At 37.2% G+C, this 19,189-nt stretch carries 25 protein-coding genes; 14 read left to right on the plus strand and 11 right to left on the minus strand.

What is annotated here, in order from left to right:
* Positions 1-18: 18 nt before the first annotated feature.
* The 4 genes from N9Y32_05955 (at position 19) to galE (ending at position 3,468) form a co-directional block, all read left to right on the plus strand.
* Positions 19-762, plus strand: coding sequence for a glycosyltransferase (locus tag N9Y32_05955; GenBank protein ID MDB2590553.1), 744 nt, complete (start codon positions 19-21; stop codon positions 760-762).
* Between the two features lie 130 nt (positions 763-892).
* Positions 893-1,795: an NAD-dependent epimerase/dehydratase family protein gene (locus N9Y32_05960; protein MDB2590554.1), complete on the plus strand. Its 903-nt coding sequence runs from the start codon at positions 893-895 to the stop codon at positions 1,793-1,795.
* Complete coding sequence (locus tag N9Y32_05965; protein ID MDB2590555.1) at positions 1,779-2,339, plus strand: sugar transferase; 561 nt, start codon at positions 1,779-1,781, stop codon at positions 2,337-2,339. The genes N9Y32_05960 and N9Y32_05965 overlap by 17 nt, the downstream gene beginning before the upstream one ends.
* Before the next feature lie 109 nt (positions 2,340-2,448).
* Positions 2,449-3,468, plus strand: a complete 1,020-nt coding sequence (gene galE / locus N9Y32_05970) for a UDP-glucose 4-epimerase GalE (protein ID MDB2590556.1) — start codon at positions 2,449-2,451, stop codon at positions 3,466-3,468.
* Between the two features lie 30 nt (positions 3,469-3,498).
* Here galE and N9Y32_05975 read toward each other — a convergent pair whose 3' ends face one another.
* Positions 3,499-4,389: a tyrosine-type recombinase/integrase gene (locus N9Y32_05975; protein ID MDB2590557.1), complete on the minus strand. Its 891-nt coding sequence runs from the start codon at positions 4,387-4,389 to the stop codon at positions 3,499-3,501.
* A 46-nt stretch (positions 4,390-4,435) separates the two neighbouring features.
* Here N9Y32_05975 and N9Y32_05980 point away from each other — a divergent pair, with 46 nt between their 5' ends.
* The gene (locus N9Y32_05980) at positions 4,436-4,675 is read left to right on the plus strand and encodes a helix-turn-helix domain-containing protein (GenBank protein MDB2590558.1); all 240 of its coding nucleotides are present in this window, start codon (positions 4,436-4,438) and stop codon (positions 4,673-4,675) included.
* On the opposite strand, the gene N9Y32_05985 is transcribed toward N9Y32_05980, so the two are convergent.
* Complete coding sequence (locus N9Y32_05985) at positions 4,676-5,380, minus strand: hypothetical protein (GenBank protein ID MDB2590559.1); 705 nt, start codon at positions 5,378-5,380, stop codon at positions 4,676-4,678.
* 15 nt (positions 5,381-5,395) lie between these two features.
* Entirely contained in the window at positions 5,396-5,566 is a 171-nt protein-coding gene (locus N9Y32_05990; GenBank protein MDB2590560.1) for a hypothetical protein, read from the minus strand.
* Positions 5,567-5,860: 294 nt separating this feature from the next.
* Between N9Y32_05990 and N9Y32_05995 the strand changes: the two genes are divergently transcribed.
* The 6 genes from N9Y32_05995 (at position 5,861) to N9Y32_06020 (ending at position 10,358) form a co-directional block, all read left to right on the plus strand.
* On the plus strand, positions 5,861-6,115 hold the full coding sequence (locus tag N9Y32_05995) for an AbrB/MazE/SpoVT family DNA-binding domain-containing protein (GenBank protein ID MDB2590561.1): 255 nt from the start codon (positions 5,861-5,863) through the stop codon (positions 6,113-6,115).
* On the plus strand, positions 6,109-6,474 hold the full coding sequence (locus tag N9Y32_06000) for a type II toxin-antitoxin system PemK/MazF family toxin (GenBank protein ID MDB2590562.1): 366 nt from the start codon (positions 6,109-6,111) through the stop codon (positions 6,472-6,474). Before N9Y32_05995 ends, N9Y32_06000 begins: the two co-directional genes overlap by 7 nt.
* Before the next feature lie 186 nt (positions 6,475-6,660).
* Positions 6,661-8,592 (plus strand): polysaccharide biosynthesis protein, encoded by a 1,932-nt coding sequence (locus tag N9Y32_06005; protein ID MDB2590563.1) that lies wholly within the window; start codon positions 6,661-6,663, stop codon positions 8,590-8,592.
* An 82-nt stretch (positions 8,593-8,674) separates the two neighbouring features.
* Positions 8,675-9,103 carry a hypothetical protein gene (locus tag N9Y32_06010; GenBank protein MDB2590564.1) on the plus strand — a complete coding sequence of 143 codons (429 nt, stop codon included), beginning with the start codon at positions 8,675-8,677 and terminating at the stop codon, positions 9,101-9,103.
* A gap of 111 nt (positions 9,104-9,214) precedes the next feature.
* On the plus strand, positions 9,215-9,697 hold the full coding sequence (locus tag N9Y32_06015) for a peptidylprolyl isomerase (GenBank protein ID MDB2590565.1): 483 nt from the start codon (positions 9,215-9,217) through the stop codon (positions 9,695-9,697).
* Between the two features lie 19 nt (positions 9,698-9,716).
* Complete coding sequence (locus tag N9Y32_06020) at positions 9,717-10,358, plus strand: class I SAM-dependent methyltransferase (GenBank protein MDB2590566.1); 642 nt, start codon at positions 9,717-9,719, stop codon at positions 10,356-10,358.
* 17 nt (positions 10,359-10,375) lie between these two features.
* Here N9Y32_06020 and N9Y32_06025 read toward each other — a convergent pair whose 3' ends face one another.
* Positions 10,376-10,726 (minus strand): hypothetical protein, encoded by a 351-nt coding sequence (locus tag N9Y32_06025; GenBank protein ID MDB2590567.1) that lies wholly within the window; start codon positions 10,724-10,726, stop codon positions 10,376-10,378.
* A 234-nt stretch (positions 10,727-10,960) separates the two neighbouring features.
* Between N9Y32_06025 and N9Y32_06030 the strand changes: the two genes are divergently transcribed.
* Positions 10,961-11,335 carry a DUF423 domain-containing protein gene (locus N9Y32_06030; protein MDB2590568.1) on the plus strand — a complete coding sequence of 125 codons (375 nt, stop codon included), beginning with the start codon at positions 10,961-10,963 and terminating at the stop codon, positions 11,333-11,335.
* A gap of 73 nt (positions 11,336-11,408) precedes the next feature.
* Here the strand turns inward: N9Y32_06030 and N9Y32_06035 are convergent, their stop codons facing one another.
* Positions 11,409-12,200 carry a DUF302 domain-containing protein gene (locus N9Y32_06035; GenBank protein ID MDB2590569.1) on the minus strand — a complete coding sequence of 264 codons (792 nt, stop codon included), beginning with the start codon at positions 12,198-12,200 and terminating at the stop codon, positions 11,409-11,411.
* A 99-nt stretch (positions 12,201-12,299) separates the two neighbouring features.
* On the opposite strand from N9Y32_06035, the gene N9Y32_06040 reads away from it, so the two are divergent.
* Together N9Y32_06040 and N9Y32_06045 are read left to right on the plus strand one after the other, a co-directional pair.
* Positions 12,300-13,610, plus strand: a complete 1,311-nt coding sequence (locus N9Y32_06040) for an MBL fold metallo-hydrolase (GenBank protein ID MDB2590570.1) — start codon at positions 12,300-12,302, stop codon at positions 13,608-13,610.
* A gap of 33 nt (positions 13,611-13,643) precedes the next feature.
* Positions 13,644-14,660, plus strand: coding sequence for a thioredoxin fold domain-containing protein (locus N9Y32_06045; GenBank protein ID MDB2590571.1), 1,017 nt, complete (start codon positions 13,644-13,646; stop codon positions 14,658-14,660).
* Between the two features lie 6 nt (positions 14,661-14,666).
* On the opposite strand, the gene N9Y32_06050 is transcribed toward N9Y32_06045, so the two are convergent.
* From N9Y32_06050 to N9Y32_06075, 6 genes are read right to left on the minus strand one after another with little or no spacing between them, the layout of a single operon-like run.
* The gene (locus N9Y32_06050; protein MDB2590572.1) at positions 14,667-15,257 is read right to left on the minus strand and encodes a class I SAM-dependent methyltransferase; all 591 of its coding nucleotides are present in this window, start codon (positions 15,255-15,257) and stop codon (positions 14,667-14,669) included.
* Between the two features lie 2 nt (positions 15,258-15,259).
* Positions 15,260-16,387, minus strand: coding sequence for a GNAT family N-acetyltransferase (locus tag N9Y32_06055; GenBank protein ID MDB2590573.1), 1,128 nt, complete (start codon positions 16,385-16,387; stop codon positions 15,260-15,262).
* Complete coding sequence (gene rsgA / locus N9Y32_06060; GenBank protein ID MDB2590574.1) at positions 16,388-17,353, minus strand: small ribosomal subunit biogenesis GTPase RsgA; 966 nt, start codon at positions 17,351-17,353, stop codon at positions 16,388-16,390.
* A gap of 6 nt (positions 17,354-17,359) precedes the next feature.
* Positions 17,360-17,632 carry a hypothetical protein gene (locus tag N9Y32_06065; protein ID MDB2590575.1) on the minus strand — a complete coding sequence of 91 codons (273 nt, stop codon included), beginning with the start codon at positions 17,630-17,632 and terminating at the stop codon, positions 17,360-17,362.
* A gap of 37 nt (positions 17,633-17,669) precedes the next feature.
* Positions 17,670-17,942: a hypothetical protein gene (locus N9Y32_06070; GenBank protein MDB2590576.1), complete on the minus strand. Its 273-nt coding sequence runs from the start codon at positions 17,940-17,942 to the stop codon at positions 17,670-17,672.
* Positions 17,932-19,182 carry a M48 family metallopeptidase gene (locus N9Y32_06075; GenBank protein MDB2590577.1) on the minus strand — a complete coding sequence of 417 codons (1,251 nt, stop codon included), beginning with the start codon at positions 19,180-19,182 and terminating at the stop codon, positions 17,932-17,934. Before N9Y32_06075 ends, N9Y32_06070 begins: the two co-directional genes overlap by 11 nt.
* Between the last annotated feature and the right edge of the window lie 7 nt (positions 19,183-19,189).

The raw sequence follows: 19,189 nt of genomic DNA on the forward strand, positions 1-19,189 counted from the left end.
TTTTAACAAAGAGGTAAAGTGAAGCTTTCAATCATAACAGTTGTACGGAACAATAAAGAGTTCATAAAAGATGCAATAGACTCAGTGCTAAATCAAACATATGAAAATATAGAGTACATCATCGTAGATGGCGCTAGTACAGATGGAACGGTGGAAATAGTAAGAAGTTATGGAGATAAGATAAGTGAGTTTATAAGTGAACCGGACAGTGGCTTATATGATGCCATGAATAAAGGGATAGGGTTGGCAACTGGTGATGTGGTAGGAATACTTAATAGTGATGATCTTTATATGGATGACAATGTCATACAAAGAGTTGTAAAAGAGTTTGAAGGGAGGGATGTTGATAGTGTGTATGCTGATTTAGTATTTGTAAAGCCTGGAAATTTGGACAAAACTGTACGATGCTATGATAGTAGTAGGTTTAATCTCTCGAAATTTGCCTATGGATGGATGCCTGCCCATCCTACTTTCTTTGTAAAAAAAGATATTTATGAAAAGCATGGCGTATTTAGAACTGATTTAAAGATTGCTGCTGATTTTGATATATTAATAAGATTCCTGCTCACTCATAAAATTAGTTATAGCTATATGCGAGAGGTTCTAGTTAAGATGAGGACTGGTGGCGTTAGTACATCTTTTAATAGTATTCGGATAATTAGTATAGAACAACTTCAAGTTTGTCGTGATAACGATATAGATACAAATATATTTAAAATACTTTTAAAATTTCCTGGCAAGATATTGGGATATTTTAAATAAAGGAGTGTAGAAAATGGACATCTTAAGAGGTATTACACCAAAAGTCTTTCAGTGGTCTTTTGATCAAGGTCATTTAAAAGAGGGTCATCAGATTATTGACAATATTAAAATTTAACCAGAGTTTATATAATTGAAATTATTAATTACAGGTGCAACAGGTTTTATTGGGCAGAGGCTTGTTGGAGCGATAGGTGCTAATATTAAAGTATTGTCTCGTGAAAAACAACCTGATTATGAGACTGTAGTTTGTGATCTGCAATCTGAGGTGATACCTAATAATGCGTTAGATGGGGTGAGCACAGTTTTTCATCTGGCTGGCTTTGCACATGATTTGCGTGATTCAACTAAAATTCAAAAGCTTTATCAAAAAGTTAATGTGGATGCAACAATACGATTGGCTAAGCTAGCTGTAAAGTCTAATGTCAAAAGGTTTATATTTGTTAGTAGTGTTAAGGCGGGTGGTGGTTCTAATTGTGGGATGTGTACAAGTGAAAAAGACCATGGCGATCCAAGGGGGGTTTATGGAAAGACCAAACGAGAGGCGGAATTAAAGTTATTGAAAATCGGCGAAGAATCCGGTATGCATGTATCTATCATTCGTCCCTCATTAGTTTACGGTCCGAACGTTAAGGGTAATCTGAAATTAATGTTGTTAGGCATTAAGAAAGGCTGGTTTCCGCCCTTGCCTGAGACGAGTAATAAAAGATCAATGATTCATGTAGATGATTTAGTTCGAGCAATCTTATTGGTAGCTGATGATGATCGTGCTAATGGAGAAATATTTATCGCAACAGACGGTACTCCACACTCTTCTCGTGATATTTATAACGCTATGCGTAGTGCGTTAGACAAGTCAATTTCAAAATGGAGCGTTCCAAAGAGTTTATTCGATATGGCATCCTTGGTAAATCCACGTATTAAATATAAACTCAATAAGCTGTTAGGTGATGAATGCTATTCTTCTGCTAAATTGGAAGCGCTAGGATTCAAAGCACAAAAGACATTAAAGGATATGAATGAAACGAGTTTTTGATTTATTTGCTGGTGCAATATTATTGTTATCGCTGGTGATTGTATTACTATTCATTGCTATTGCAATTCGACGAACATCTAAAGGGTCGGTGCTTTATTGGTCTGATAGAGTTGGTAAAAATAATAAATTTTTTAAAATGCCAAAGTTTAGATCAATGTTGACAGGCACTCCTGCTGTAGCAACCCACCTATTAGATAATCCAGATGCCTATTTATCTCCAATTGGCGGTTTTTTACGCTCAACTAGTTTAGATGAGTTGCCACAACTATTTTCAGTATTAAAGGGTGATATGAGCTTCGTAGGACCACGTCCTGCTCTTTATAATCAAGATGACTTAATCACTCTACGTACTCAGAAAGGTGTGGATAGGTTACTACCTGGTATTACAGGCTGGGCGCAAGTAAATGGACGAGATGAGCTTTCAATCCCTGATAAAGTTACTCTGGATGTGGAGTATATGAATCGTCAATCCTTTTGGTTTGATGTTAAAATTTTATGGATGACATTTTTGAAAGTGATTAAAAAAGACGGAGTCTCACATTGATTAACCAATTGTTTTCGCTTTGTATGGACCATTGACATTACGCAGTTGTTCACTATTTTGGTTTTAAACCGCAGCGTGAGATTCATGACATATTATATAAGGACAAAAGATGAAAATTTTAGTAACAGGTGGTGCGGGTTATATTGGCTCCCATACTTGTATTGAGCTGATTAAGGCCGGCTATGAAGTTGTTGTAGTTGATAATCTTTGTAACTCTTCATTAGAATCTTTGAAGCGTGTTGAGAAGTTGGCTAATAGTGATATTCCCTTTCATAAGGTGGATGTGCGTGATAAAGCTGAACTGTCTCAAGTATTTGAGCAATATTCAATTGATGGGGTGATTCACTTTGCAGGGCTTAAAGCTGTGGGTGAGTCAGTTGAGAAGCCTATTGAGTATTATGATACCAATGTAGGTGGTACTTTTATTCTAGCTGACGTGATGCGTGAGTTTAATTGCAGGACTTTTGTATTTAGCTCGTCTGCAACGGTATATGGCGATCCGCATACTGTACCGATTAAGGAAGATTTTCCATTGTCAGCAACTAATCCATATGGTCGATCAAAGCTAATGATTGAAGAGTTTTTTCAAGATGTGTTTGTTGCAGATGATAGTTGGCATATAGCACTACTTAGATACTTTAATCCTATTGGTGCACACAAAAGTGGATTAATTGGCGAAGAGCCAAACGGTATTCCTAATAACCTAATACCGTATATCTCACAAGTAGCAGTTGGAAAATTAAAAAAGCTTAGTATATTTGGTGGTGATTACGATACACCTGATGGAACAGGTGTTAGAGATTATATTCATGTGGTAGATTTAGCTAAAGGACATGTTAAGGCCTTGCAAGCATTAAAAGATAAGTCCCAAGTGCTAATAGTAAATTTAGGTACGGGTAATGGTTATTCAGTACTTGATATGGTAAAGGCTTTTGAAAAGGTTTCGGGTAAAAATATACCTTATCAAATCGTTGATAGAAGATTAGGTGATATAGCAATTTGCTATGCTAATTCAACTTTTGCTGCAGATAAACTTGATTGGAAGGCAGAATATGAACTTAATGTGATGTGTGAAGATACTTGGCGCTGGCAATCGCAGAATCCTGATGGATATTCAAAGCATAAGTAATGTTAAATTAGGTTGTTAGCTGCTCTATAGTCAATTAACAATCAACCAGTTGCTATCATTCCAACTTTGAAGATATCTCATTGCGCTAGTTTCTGATTTCCAACCACCTCTAAGCATAATTTTCTCAAGCGGAATGTTCTTGTCTAATAGGTCAAGTGCAGCGCCAACTCTAAATGAGTGACCTGATAGTTCTCCAATTTGATTCAGGCCAGCTTTATTTTGAAGACTTTTTAAAATATGATTAATTGATGCAGGTGTAAGAGAAGGGTTAGTAGATAGATTTCGTTTAAAGCTTCTAAGGATATAGCCACTGTCTTGGTCAATTGCTAGTGACCATTTTGAAATCATCTCAGATAGTTCACCAGATATTGTAATTATTTTCCCTTGATTGTACTGATCAGTTTTAGAGTGTCTCAGTAACAGTGCATGTTTATGATTACCGAGATGTTGCAGGTCTTCAAATTTAAATTGACAAATTTCAGAACGTCGACGCATGGTTTCATAACCAAGTTGTAAAAGCAGTTTGTTTCTGAGGCCGACAATATCATCAGAACAGGTATTTTTGAGTTTTGTCAGAATATCATAAGTTAGAGGTGTTGCTTGTTTTTGAGGTTTGCCAAATTTTCTTCTAAGTTTTTTAAAGGTTAGAATAACCACAGGTTCTTTTGTAGGGTTGGTACTTTTAGTGAGATTAAATATACTGCTAAGACTAGCTACTCGCCTTTGGATTGTTGCAACAGTAAGACTCTCGCCCATTTCTAGAATATAGTCTGCAAATTTATCTTCATGAATATTTAGTGGATCGTATTGATATTCCTGACACCAGTTGGAATAATGCATATAATCTGACCTATAAGATCTAATTGTATTGGGTGCATAAGCACCCTCTAAAGAAGAAAAGAAATTTTCGATTGTTAACATTATAATTTAATTATTGTCTCTAAAAGAGACATTATAAACTCTTTTTATGATATCTGGAAGACAAATTCGCGCTGCAAGAGCTTTGCTTGGTTGGAGCGGGCAAAAACTAGCTGATAAATGTGGTATTAGTCTCAAGACATTGAGAAGGTATGAGCCACAAAATGGAGTTCCTGCTGGGAGTGCTAAAGTTTTGGAGTCTATTGAGTCTGTACTGAAAGGTTACGGAATTGTTTTTACTGGCGACCCTATTAAAGCCCCAGGTGTGATACTAAATCTAAAAGATTAACTATATACTGTTTCGCCTTTTTTGCAATTCAAGTAATTCTCCAAGTGTCTTAGAAAACTGCCTCTCATCCGCGGTTCGATAACGCTGAATTAAACTTAACTTTTGAGTATCAGGTATTGCAGCATCTTTTATTTGTTGAATGCGTGGCTCTAAATCTTTGAGGATAAGTTGAACCTGTGTATCTTTAGCAAGACTATGGAGGAGCTTATCAAAGTATTTTTGTAGAGAATGGGATGATATTTTATGAGCACCTTCTACAATTTCTTCGATAGATAATGATATATCTTCATCAGGATCATCTCCTGCAAAGGTAATTTTAATTCCAATATTTTTTGATTGATCAGTTTCTCGAGAGATAAAGTCATACAAGTTAAGGCTTTCATTAGTACATTTTTTAATAATATAGTTGGTGGTAATAGGCATGTTGTCTTCTACGTAGATCCATCCAGAGACATCACTAAGATTTTGACGATCGATCTCATCTATGATGGTCATTTTCTTTACAAATGTGCCAGGATCGAGATGCCAATTTTCGGAATAGGCATCGCGTACTGCTTGAATCAGTTTTTCACTACTATTGTCAAGACTTTTGATTGACTCTTCTGGATGTCCTGCCTCACTACTGACCAGATCAAACATGGCGTTTTCTCTATTTTGAATGCGCATGAGTCTTACAGAACACTCGGCCATTTTTGTAATAAGCATTTTTTCAATGGATGTTTATGGGTCAAAATCAACTATTAAATTTTCAATAGTCTCATCAAATAATGACTGCTCATTGACATTTAACCAGCTCCTTGCGGTGAGGCCGTGAGTGATTGAATTGCGACTGGAGATGGCTTTACCCTTGTTGGTTTTTGGGCCGCCACTGTGTTTAGTTTTGCTTGTCATGGTATTAATGCTAAAATGAACTATTATCTAATTTTAACTGAATTTTAAAAATATCACATGAATATAAAATATACCTTTTTACGAAACAAACTGACTACTGATAAATGCCCTTATCGTCTTTAAAAAATCCCCTTCCAAGCCAGCTAAATTAAATAACAATATCCAAAATCAGTATCAAAGGAGTCAATGTTAATTAAATAATTTTTTTCTGATTTTTATAAGTAGATGCCTCACTCTTTATTTGCTTTTTATGTTGAATTTGTTTATACTACGTTTAAACATTAGGAGTTGGTTATGGGCGAAGTATTGTTAGATATTAAAAAATGGGGTAACAGCCTTGGTATGCGCTTGCCTAGCGCAGTGGCTAAAGCGGCACATCTACATTTAGATCAAAAAGTTAGTTTAAGTGTTGAGCATGGTAAGATTATTATCTCGCCAATAAAAAATAAATTTATTACCCTGGAGCAGCGTCTTAGTTGCTTCGAGCCTGAAACTCACGGCAAAGAAGTTATGCAAGAAGATGAGTATCTCGGCGCTGAAAAATGGTAAATTGGGTACCTTCAAGACGAGATATTATTTGGATTGATTGCTCGCCACAAACGGGCAAAGAGATGCGTAACCTTCATCCTTTCTTGGTTTTGTCGCCAAAAGCATTTAATGATAAAACTTCATTAGTATTGGGATTGCCAATGACGACTGCAAGTTATAACAAAACCAATCCTTTTGCAGTAGACATAGGCAAGGTAAAAAAACAAGGCAAGAGTCATAATGCTTATGTTTTATGCCATCAAGTAAAGTCTTTTGATTGGAGGGCTAGAGGTGCGTCTAAACATCCAATGGCACAACTTGAAAAATCTAAATTTGAACAAGCTTGTGCAATACTAAATCAGATTATTGATATCCGGTAATTAAGTATTATGCCTAAGTCTGCCAAAGGAATTTCGTTTTGATGTGTCTGAAGTGGAGATAATGTAAGTGAATTGGGATACTGTTTGTTATGAAACAAAGCTTAGTTCAATTGACAAAAAAGTTATTTTGGAAAAGGCAGTTTTTAAATCCATATGCTTTTAACGATTAATAAGGATTAGTTAACAATGATAAATAAAGTAATAAATCTTTCAAGAATCTACAAGCAACTAATTATGCTGTTGGTTGATTCTGTCGTGCTTGTATCGATACTACTAGCCTCATTTTCAATTCGTCTTGGATATTGGTATTTTCCACAGGATGATTTGATCTGGGTGGTATTTGGCGCACCGGTTGTTGCTAGTATTATCTTTGTGCGATTTGGCTTGTATCGTGCGGTGATTCGCTATATTGGCTTTAAGGCTTTGTGGACTGTAGTGCAGGCGGTGAGTTTGTATGCACTAGTCTGGGGTGTGGTTGGCTTTATGGTGGCGGTGGACGGTATTCCTCGTTCTGTTATATTGATCAATTGGATGTTGTCTTTGTTAGCTATTGGCGGGGTGCGGATTGCTGCGCGCTTTTTACTTAGTAATAATGTTAAGTTGTCAATTTTAAATTTTGAATTTAATGGCAATGGCAATGGCAATAGTAACGAGCGTAGAGTTTTAGTATATGGTGCGGGTGATGCCGGCGTTCAGTTGATTGGGGCACTAGCGCACTCTGATGAATATCACCCGGTTGGATTAATTGACGACTCTAAAGAGCTACAAGGGCAGTATATTAGCGGGTTAAGTGTTTACTCTGTAGATGCTATTGAGAAGCTTATTATTAAGCTTAAGGTGGATGAGATACTGATTGCTATGCCCAGCGCTTCTCGTGCTAAACGGCTTGCTATTATTGGTACATTAGAACCTTATCCAGTACATGTACGTATGCTACCTGGTGTAACCGAATTGGCACAGGGTAAGGTCAGTGTTGGTGATTTGCGTGAGGTAAGTATTAAGGACTTGCTTGGGCGTGATTTGGTAGAGGCTAATAAAGATTTATTGGGTAAAAATATTACCGATAAGGTGGTGGTGGTGACAGGTGCTGGTGGCTCGATTGGATCAGAGCTTTGCAGGCAGATAGTATTCTTAGAGCCTAAGGCACTAATTTTGTTTGAGATGAGTGAGTTAGCGCTTTATACCATTGAAAATGAGCTGTCTAATATTGGTATCTATTCACTGGATATTTATCCGATATTGGGTAGTGTTAATAATAAAGTCAGGCTTGATAACGTGTTTAAACAATTTGATGTAGACACGATCTATCATGCAGCAGCGTATAAGCACGTACCAATGGTGGAGTTTAATAATACCGAAGGGGTGAATAACAATATATTTGGCACGCTTAATTGTGCACAAGCCGCCATTGATGCCAATGTAGAAACTTTTGTACTAATATCTACCGATAAGGCCGTGCGCCCAACCAATACCATGGGTGCGACCAAGCGCAGTGCTGAGTTGGTGTTGCAAGCTTTATCTGCTAATCAGACAGGTACAAAATTTAGCATGGTGCGCTTTGGCAATGTACTTGGCTCTAGTGGTTCTGTTATCCCACTATTTAAACAACAAATTAAAGCCGGCGGACCAATCACGGTCACTGATAAAGATATTATTCGTTATTTTATGACCATATCAGAAGCTGTGGAGCTAGTGATTCAAGCGGGCGCTATGGGAACAGGGGGTGATGTATTTGTATTGGATATGGGTGAACCTGTTCGAATTCAAGATCTAGCCAAGAAGATGATTCGTTTAAGTGGGCTTGAGGTAAAAGATAATGCACACCCTAATGGTGATATTCAGATTAAATATACCGGCTTGCGAGCTGGCGAGAAGCTGTATGAAGAGCTGCTGATTGGCGATAACGTAAGTGAAACAGATAATCCACTGATTATGCGCGCACAAGAAGAGATGCTAGCTTGGAATGAGCTAAAGCCAGTATTAGATGAACTCTATGGTGCAATCGAGAGTTGTGATCATGAGAAGCTGCGTAAGCTTTTAATTCAAATTGTGCCAGATTTTAAGCCACAGTGCCATATCAGTGATGTTTTGTATGAGTTAAAAATCGACAGCGTTTAGCTATCTAAACTATCTATATTAGCAACATTTTTATCAAGTCTCTAATAAAATAGATCCTTATTTTTTAATCTAAATATTTATTATGAAAGATTATCCTGCTACCACTACTGATTCATTATTCCAAACTGCCATAGAGTGGGCATCTTTTCCAGGTGATTGGATTATTTCAACGCTTGCCAATATGGATATAGGTGCTTATTTAGGTTTTGTTGAGTCAGATGTCGATGGCGTTCTTTCAATTGCTATATCGGTAGTTTTAACCCCTCTAATCATCTTTTTGCTTATCTACCCTTTTAAAAATCTGGTTGATGTGATTTTGCACTGCATGAGACACGAGCTAAAAAAAGATAGAATTAAGTGCAAAACCGGATTTGTTGTCTTGGCTTTGTTCTTGTCTGCCTTGGCAGTTAAGCAGTATCCAATTGATCCGTGGATTCAAAATGCCTTGTTTGCTGCTTTTATCGCTTCATGGTTATTGTGGGTTTCACAGGGTAGATGGTTGAATAAGTAGTATCTCGCCCCTATATAATCTAATTAGGAATTAAAATAATTTCAAAGACCTGTAAAAATGCAGGTTTTTTAACAATTAACAGAGGCTCATGGGCCAATTTAAGGAGAAAAAATGACAATTAAAAAAGATGTGGTAGTTGAAATGCATTACACCCTAAAAAATGATGCTGGTGAAGTCATTGATACATCAAAAGGCAAAGAGCCTATGCCATTTATTCAAGGCCACGGCAATATTATTCCTGGCTTAGAAAAAGCGCTTGAAGGGTTGAAAGTTGGCGAGACTTGCGATGTTTCTGTGGCACCTGAAGATGCATATGGCGCCCATCATGAAGAGGGTATTCAAGAAATTCCAAAGGATGCTTTACAAGGAATTGATAACCTAGAAATAGGTATGGAGCTGCAGTCTCAAGATGAGCAGGGCAATCCATTTATCGTCCACGTTGAAAAGATCAACGAAGAGACGGTTACGATTAATGCTAATCACCCTCTAGCTGGTGAAACACTGCACTTTAACGTTAGTATCGTGAATGTTAGAGAGGCTACAAAAGATGAGTTAGAGCATGGCCACGTTCATTCAGGATCTTGTTCGCATTAGTTAGTTTAAGCGTCGTACAATGAATCAAGATCACTCTTGTGTATTGTGCGACTCTAAAGATACTGAGCTTTATTATTCAAATGAAAATTCGAGCTACTTACGTTGCTCAACGTGTGAATTAGTATTTTTACCAAAGCGTTTTCATTTAAATAATACTGACGAAAAATCTCGTTACGATTTACATCAAAATAATCCAGAAGATGAGCATTATCGTGCGTTTTTGTCTCAGGTGTTTAATCCCGTTATAGATTGCATTAATCCAGGCGCCACAGGCTTAGACTTTGGTTGTGGCCCAGGGCCGACTTTATCACTCATGTTTGAAGAAAAAGGCTATTTGGTCGATTTGTTTGACAAACACTTCGCCAATAATCCTGATATCTTTAATAATCAATATGATTTTATCATGGCCACAGAAGTGGCAGAGCACCTAGATGAGCCTGGAAAAGAGCTAAGCCGTTTGTTTAAGCTTTTAAACCCAGGCGGTGTGCTAGCATTAATGACAGGCATACTAAGCCAAGAGGTTGATTTTTCAACTTGGCATTACAAGAATGACCCGACGCACATATGCTTTTTTAGCAAAAAAACAATGAATCACCTTGCCAAAAAATGGAATGCACGCATTAAATTTTATGACAAAGATGTTGTCTTATTTTTTAAATAAACCAGCTAGCTAAATATTTAAATAGCAGCTTTATCTAAATTTTCAACATAAAAATGTCCATAGTAGCGAATCCCTTCAGCTTGATGTGATCTGAAAATACCTGCCACTTTACCGCGAGCAGCCTCTGTTAGAGCCGGAACACTGACAATTGCATGACCCGCTTTTAAGCCTTTTTTGACCCGATTTAAATATTTTAATTCTTCACCTTGTGAAATAAACTGCCACTTTCGAATCAGCTTGGTCATTAATCCATGGCTGCGTCCATCTGGATCAAGAAACTTTAACCCTTCTTTGCCAAATGATTGGTCAATATCAGCACTGTCAAATCCAGCTTGTAATAATTCACAGCAGACTTCATCAGCCTCCATTTTACTATCTACGATAGCAACAACACGATTAGTCGGATATGCCTCAAAGTTTTTTTTTGGTATGAGCTAACATTTTGCATCTCCTCTTTTGTTTAAAATTCTCCAATGAATTAATCATTGAATGATATTTAATATACGCCTTATTGGCTTGCCTTAAAAATACTATAAGCACAACTATTGTTAGGCAATCAGGCGTATAGTAATAAAAGTTAATTATTTTTTATTAAAATTTCAATGAAAAAAATCTGGATTTTTATCGCTCTAAGTGGTGCATTAGCAGTTATTATGGGTGCCATGGTAGCGCACATGTTAAAAGATATTTTAGAGGTTAAAGATATTGCTAGAATTCAAACAGGAGCTACTTATCAAATGTATCACACATTAATGATAGCCATACTGGCGGGGCTTTACCAATTCAAACCGCTTAAAATCATCCAGCAAAGTGCGTGGATATTTTTATTAGGCATTATTTTGTTTTCTGGTAGTTTATATTTATATTCCTTTACTCACTACCATCCTTTAGTATTTTTAACGCCAATAGGTGGAATATTGTTAATTGTTGGCTGGTTAAACCTAATTAGAATGGGGTTTGTTAATTTAAGATTTTAATTAGCTAAAAAACCCAATAAAAAAAAGCCTGCATTTGCAGGCTTTTTTTATTGTTACTTGTTTTTGACTGGGCTTAGAAAGAACCTTCTTTAGCACCTTCAATAATAGCATTCATTTTTTCAGCCACATCTGTTGCAGGACCTAGCGCAGAATCTGGCAAATTCATAGCCTTCATAACGTCAACATTCATACTGATCATTCTAATCTTACCATCTTTGCCTTCCACCACAGCAATTCGACAAGGCAAAATCACTGCGTATCTATCATCAATATCGGCAATCTTGCCAGCCGTTGCTGCATCACAAATATTATGAATGGTTAAATGACGATATGGCTTGCCCGTTACATTGGCAATTTGTTCACTTAATGGAAACATAGCCACATGCAAAATTGATTCATTAGTCGCCATCGATTTGATCGATTCATCCACTTCAGGACCTGTAATACCTTCATTCACTTCGGTTACTTGCACCATTTGCAAGAACATGTCTGGTGTAATTTTAGCTGGCTCATCATTGGCTAGCGTATCAACAGTGTCCTGCATAGTGTTACCTGCGGCTTTGGCAGCGTCCATGGGATTAAAGTTTTGATTCTGCCAATTACGATTATTATTAAACGGGCCAAAAGAGTTTGAACCCGTATTAAAACCAAATGGCTGAGAGCCGGTATTAAAACTAAAAGGGCGAGAATTATTAAAAGGACTAAAGTTATTGTTGTTATTCCACGGCGCATTTGAACCGTTATTATTAGAAAATGGGTTATAGTAATTGCCATTGGAATTATTCCAAGGGCTCCAATTTTGTGCATGAGCAATTCCCATACTAAGTGCGCTTGTTAAGGCTATAACCGTTGCTAATTTTTTCATATTTTTCTCCTTTTGACTTTATTATGATAAACTTTAAGTATAGCATTAACAAATGCTATATGTGATAATGAACCGTAACTATTTCAATAATAAATCCTAATGTTAAAACAAATTTTAAGTATTACCGCTTTATTCGCGTCCCTTAATTCTCAGGCAGATATCGACATCATTGATGGCAATAAAATGCTAGAATCTGTTAATCAACAAATTATTAATATCAATACTGCAGAGCTAGACAAAATTTTGAATGAAGATCCAAATGTTGTCTTGATTGATGTGCGTACACCTTCCGAGCTTAAAGTTACAGGTACCATTAATCGCGGTCAAAATATTAATATTGTGCGCGGCTGGTTGGAGTTTCAAATTGCTGATCATGTCACTTCTAAAGATACACCGATCATTGTTTATTGTGGACGCAACCTTCGCTCACCACTCGCCGCTAAAACTTTAGAAAACATGGGTTATACCAATGTTAAGAATTACTCTGACGGATTTTTTGCCTGGCAAGATGAGCTAAATCCTGTCAGTATGAGCGATCATGAGCCAAGTAATATTTTGTATAGATTGCCAGAAGAGGTGGCAGAAAATGTCTATTCTGCTATTGGAGCCCCTCAGCCATACACTTATGAGAATGCATATCATAACAACAATCTTTCCTTTATCGTAACCACCGATGGTGTTTTATTATTTAATGCTGGTGGTAGCTATTTAGTGGCTAAAGCCATGCATGAAGAGATCAAAAAAGTGACGGATCAGAAAGTTAAATACGTTGTTTTAGAAAATTCACAAGGTCATGCAATCTTGGGCTCTAACTACTGGAAGGAGCAGGGCGCAATTATTGTCGCTCATGTAGAAGCCGACAAAGAGATTAAACTTAAAGGTGCGGATATTTATGCTCGTGCCTTAAGAGTGCAAAAAGACAAATCAATTGGCACCAAAATTGTACGTCCAGATCTTACTTTTGAAGAAAAGCTCAATCTACCAATGGGCAACACCAAGATTGAGTTAATGCACATTGGTGCTTCACACTCTCCAGATGATATTCAATTGTGGCTGCCAGATCAAAAGTTATTGATTAGTGGCGATACAGCCTTTAATGAGCGCATGCTTCCAATATTCCCGCATACCAATGCTGCCGCTTGGATTGAAACTTGGGACAAAATCGAAGCACTAGAGCCAACGATTATTATTCCTGGCCATGGCGCACCAACGGACTTAGCAACTATTACTAAATTTACCAAAGATTATTTAGTTTATATGCATACGCAAGTTCAAAAAGTGCTGGATGAAGATGGTGACTTATACGAAGCTTATAATATTGACCAGTCGATGTTTAGAGATCGTGGAACTTACAGAGAATTACACAAACAAAACGCTGAGCGCATATTTAAGCAAATGGAGTTTGAATAGCATCCAGCACAACCTAATATCCGGGAGAGAGTAATGGTTAAATTTAGAGCTTTATTAACATTAATCTTATTAAGCGTTCTGCATACAGGTGCCCACGGGCTTGAACCTGGAAAGGTTATTGGTGGGCAGCAATCTACTTTGCCTGCCTGGTTTAAAGATAGCTTTTTAGATATTGCCGAAGATGTTGAAGAGGCTAAAGATGAAGACAAGCATCTAATGCTCTATATGCATCTTTCTGGCTGTCCTTATTGTTATAAGATGGTTGAAGAGGGCTTTAAAAATACTGAAAATACTCAAATTATTAAAGATAATTTTGAGGTAGTGGCGATTAATATTCGTGGAAACAAGGAAGTCTCTTTAAGTGAAGATCTAACCATGACAGAAGAAGAGGTTAGAAATCATTACAAGGTAAATTTCACTCCAACAATAGTTTTTCTTGATCAAGACAACAAGTTGGTATACAAAGTAAATGGCTATCGTTCTCCAGAGTACTTTAAGCATGTACTTAATTTTGTTAAGGATAAATCTTATCAAAAGACTACATTGGCACAATTTATTAAAAACCAGAGTCGCCAGAAAAGATATGAGTTTAGATCGCATAATAGCTTTCAAAACATAACAGACCTTAGCCTTAAAAGGGAAAAACCGCTCTTAGTTCTATTTGAGGATCAATATTGTGTTTTATGCGATCAACTGCATGATGGTCATTTCAAAAATCCAGACATTTTAAAAGAAATGGCTTTGTTTGATATAGTTCGACTAGATGCAGAATCTGACCAAGCAATGATTGATGTTGATGGTAATAAAACAACACCTAGAGAATATGCAAAAAAACTCGGTTTAAATTATCGACCGGGTATTGTAATGTTTGATTATGGTAAGGAATTGATGCGCATAGATGCACTGCTATATAGTTATCATTTTGCTGGACATCTGCGTTATATTGGCGAACGACATTACCAGCAGTATCCAGAAAGTGTGTTTGATTATTTACGCGTTTATAGGCAAAAAATCCTTGATTCAGGCCAAGATATCGATATTTCAAAATAATCAGAATTAACTATTTTTTCTCCAGACTAGAGCTCGATTATTGGCCGGCATTTCAATATCGTCAGTTAGTATTAGATTGTACAGCTTGGCAAGCTCATCTAGCTTTTCAAAATCACGGATTGCACTAAGTGGGTTGTTATCTTTTAGCCATAAGTCAAAATCTGCGTTACTCTGGCTGGTGTATTGGCCATTATAGTTAAAGGGTCCATAAAGAATAAACACACCATCTTTTTCTAGTGTTTGCCCAACACCTTTGAAAAAATTAAGCACCATCTCCCAGCTCATGATATGAACAGTATTGGCAGAATAAATAGCCTGATACTTCTCTTCAGGCCAATTTAAATCTACATTGAGCTCTAGTGCTTTAGGTGTGTTGGCCAAATGAGCATCATCAATCCAAGCGTCAACACTTGGTAAATACATAGTCTGATCACTAGCTTGCCAAGAAAGGTGTTGAAGCTCTTTAGCAAAATACACACAGTGCTGCCCGGTGCCACTGCCTACTTCTAGTACCGATTTTGCATTTAATAACAAAGGTTTGATCACTTTCAAAATAGGATGTTTGTTTTGATCGCACGCAGCTGAATATTGTTTCATGGCTAGTTAGTTTTGTAAGGGTTGTGAGTATTTACTTGTTTAATATAATGAGCAACATGCTCAGATTCTTGAGTACAAAAGTGTTTAATTGGCTCTTTAAATGTTTCATCTCTGATCCAATGTGCCGATTGAGTGAGCGTAGGTAAAAACCCACGAGAAACTTTGTGTTCACCTTGAGCACCGGGCTCAAAAACCTGCAATTTGTGTTTAATCGCGTATTCAATGCCTTGGTAATAACACGCCTCAAAATGCAGATGATCTACTTGCTCAGAACAGCCCCAATGGCGCCCATATAAATGAGTATCGCTTTTAAACATTAAAGAGCCAGCAACACACTCACCGTTAAAATCTGCTAAAAATAATAATATTTGATCGGGTAAGGATTTGGCAATAGATTTGAAAAAACTAAGATTAAGTGTTGGTATTCCGCTTTTTTCAAGGAAAGTTTGGTTATAAAAATTTGAGAAATTTTGCCAATCAGTCTCTGAAGCGCTATTTCCATCAAGTTTTCGAATAACAACACCTTGTTTTTGCACCTTGGATCGCTCTTGGCGTATATTTTTGCGCTTTTTTGGCTTTAAACTAGCCAAAAACTCATCAAAATTAGCATAATCATCATTTTTCCAATGAAATTGGCAGTCATTTCGGATAAAAAGCTGTTTTTCCTTAAAAAACTCAATCTCATTTTTAGGAAAAAGACAATGAAAGCTACTGGCTTTAATTTTTTCGCAAATTTTGAATATGGCGTCCAAAAGCACTGGAAAAACAAGTTTTTCGTCTCTTTTCTTGGCTAAAAACCTGACACCACTTGCCGGTGTATAGGGAATGGCTGAAGTAAGCTTTGGATAATAATTTAGCCCGTATTTTTCGTACGCATTGTGCCACACATGGTCAAACACGAAATCACCATAATTATTGTATTTTTCGTACAAGATGGCTGCACCTAATAACTGATCATTTTCAGTAACAATAACATGCCTAGGAATCCAGCCGTATTTTTCACCAACGCAGTTAAACTCTTCCAGTGCATTTAAGAATTCATGCTTACAAAAAGGGTTGTTATCGGGAATGAGCGCATTCCACTGCGCGCAATCAACATCACTTATATGATCTACAATTTGAACCTTCATTTAAGCGCCAATTAGTTGTAAATAATTATGATAACGTTGCATATGAATAGCACCTTCTTCTACCGCAGTTTTGATGGCACATTTTGGCTCGTTAATATGGGCGCAATTTCTAAATTTACATTGACCAATAAAAGGCTTAAACTCTCTAAAGCCACTCAAAATCTCTTTATCCGTTAGCTCATCTAGCTGGAACTCGCGAATACCAGGAGAATCAATCAAATCACCCCCTGAGGGGATATGATAAAGCGTGGTATTGGTGGTAGTATGCTTACCAAGTTTGCTCTTGGTGGATATTTCATTAACTCGCAAGTTTAGATCTGGGATTAACTCATTAATTAGTGAAGATTTTCCCACGCCTGATTGGCCTAAAAAAATGTGAGTCTTGTCATTTAGTTGAGCCTTAAATTCAGCAATATTAGTTTGCTCTTTGACACTCAAATAGTGCACCGAATATCCGATTGATTCATACATGGAAAAATCGTACATCACTTGCTCAAAATTATCAGATAATTCGATTTTATTAACCACGATATTAATCGGCAAATTGGCATTTTCAGCCACCACCAAATATCGATCAATCAGCTCAAACTGATAATGTGGCTCAATCGCTACCACCAGCCATAGCTCATCAATATTAGCAGCAATAAGTTTTTGCGATCGGGTGAGTGAATTATCGCGCTTGAGTAGGGCGGTAACCACACCTTCGTTGTTATCCGTCGTTTGAAAAACCACCTGATCGCCCGCAACAGAAAGCTCTATATTGCGCCGACCTGTACATTGGAATAACTCACCAGATTCACTCTCAACCAACAAGCGCTGACCATAGCGAGTGATCACCAAGCCAGTTTGTGCATGGCTGGTGTCTATCTCAAGTTCGTCCTGATCATCCGCAGCGCGATTAGCCCTAGCAATTCGCTCGGTTTGAATTTTTTCGATGCGCCATTTTTGGCGCCGTGTTAGACTCAATTATTCCTAAAATTTGTAATATTTTTTATTTAAATAATCCAACACCGCTTTTTCCTCATCTGGGAACCAGCCAAGATTAAAGTTTGAAGTGCACATGCTTACCTGACGACTTAAATCAGACAATGTGGCCATCTTGGAGCTATCACGTGTGTAAAAGGCATCATCATGTGTAACCATATGGCACTCAACACAAGATTCTTCGTGCAATTCCTTGCCTTCTTCATTGGCAATTGCAAAGTTGCTAATAAGTAATGTTGCAGCTAGCAAAGGTATTTTCATTATATTCTCCGTTATTCTTTGTAGTAAAGTATACCGCTTATTTTTCAAAAAAGAAAAACTCAGTATTTAAAAATTCAGTGGTATCTTCGATATCTTGCGCATTCCAATCCAGTTGAAAATGATCGCTACAGGCTGATACCATAAGGCTTACTTCTATTTTGCTAGTCATTTCATTCCAGCCTAAACTTTGATACGGTGTGTGGTGGCATTTAGCACAGCTTTCATCATATAGTAGTTTGCCATCAGCAATATTGGCTACTGCCCAGCCAAGGCTAGGCAACAAACATAAACTTAAAAGGCTAGTTTTCACTCGCTTTTAAGTGATTAATACGAATCGTAGCACTTGGATGCGAATCATGAAAAGCTGAATACAGCTTATCCGGGGTTAAAGTCGATGCATTGTCACGATAAAGCTTCACCAAGCTTGAAATTAAATCATCTGCATGGGTGTGTTTAGCAGCAAAAGCATCCGCCTCAAATTCGTGCTTGCGAGAGAGTGCATTACTAATTGGCGAGATAAAAAAGCTAAACACAGGCAAGGTTAGCATAAATAAAATCAGCGCCGTATGGTTAGAGGCGGTTTCAATACCCAAACCATTAAAAAACCATAATTGGTTAATAAGATAACCCAACAATGCCAAACCCAATAAAGAAATAGCAAAAGAAGAGATCATATGCTTGCGGATATGCTTGTGATGAAAATGCCCTAACTCATGCGCTAGAATCGCCTCTACTTCTTTGTCTTCCATACCTTCAAGTAGTGTGTCAAAAAACACAATACGTTTGTTCTTGCCAATACCGGTAAAGTATGCATTGCCATGTGATGAGCGCTTAGAACCATCCATCACAAAAACACCATCACTCTTAAAGCCAGTACGAGTTAGTAAACTGTCAATCTTTGCTTTTAGTTCAAGATTATCAAGTGCTTTAAATTTGTTAAAAATAGGAGCGATATAAGTTGGGTATAGCCAAAACATCAAAAGCGAGAAGCTTGTTAATACTAGCCAAACATAAGCCCACCAAAACTCACCCATTTCGTTCATTAGCCATAAAATAGCACCAATAAGTGGCACACCGATAACCAGCATTAGTGCAAGCTCTTTAGCTAAGTCTGTCATAAAGGTGGTTGGTGTCATTTTATTAAAGCCAAATTTAGCTTCTAAACCAAAAGTGCGATAAATACTAAAAGGCAGATCAATCAAACTTCCAATGAACATCAAGCTTAATACAAAGCCAACGCCTTGATAAAGCGTATCACTTGTTTGCGCTAGCCAAAAAGCATCAAGCGCGTTTAGCCCACCACCCAAAGTCCAACCAAGTAATAACATCGTTGAAAAGATCACCTCAAAATGATTAACAGTAAGCTTAGCTTGCGTATATTGTGCTGCTTTTTGATGTTGATCCAGTGTGATTTTTTCTTGGAATTCAACCGGCACTGCGTCGAATGATTTGGCCACTGCCTTATTTTGGCGTACGTTTAGCCACAATAGTGTAATGACATAACTAAGTGTGGCCATTAGAAAAATCAAAGTAAATAAGTTAAATTTCATATCTCTC

The sequence above is a fragment of the Candidatus Thioglobus sp. genome (assembly GCA_028228555.1).
In the GTDB taxonomy this organism is placed as follows: Bacteria; Pseudomonadota; Gammaproteobacteria; order PS1; family Pseudothioglobaceae; genus Thioglobus_A.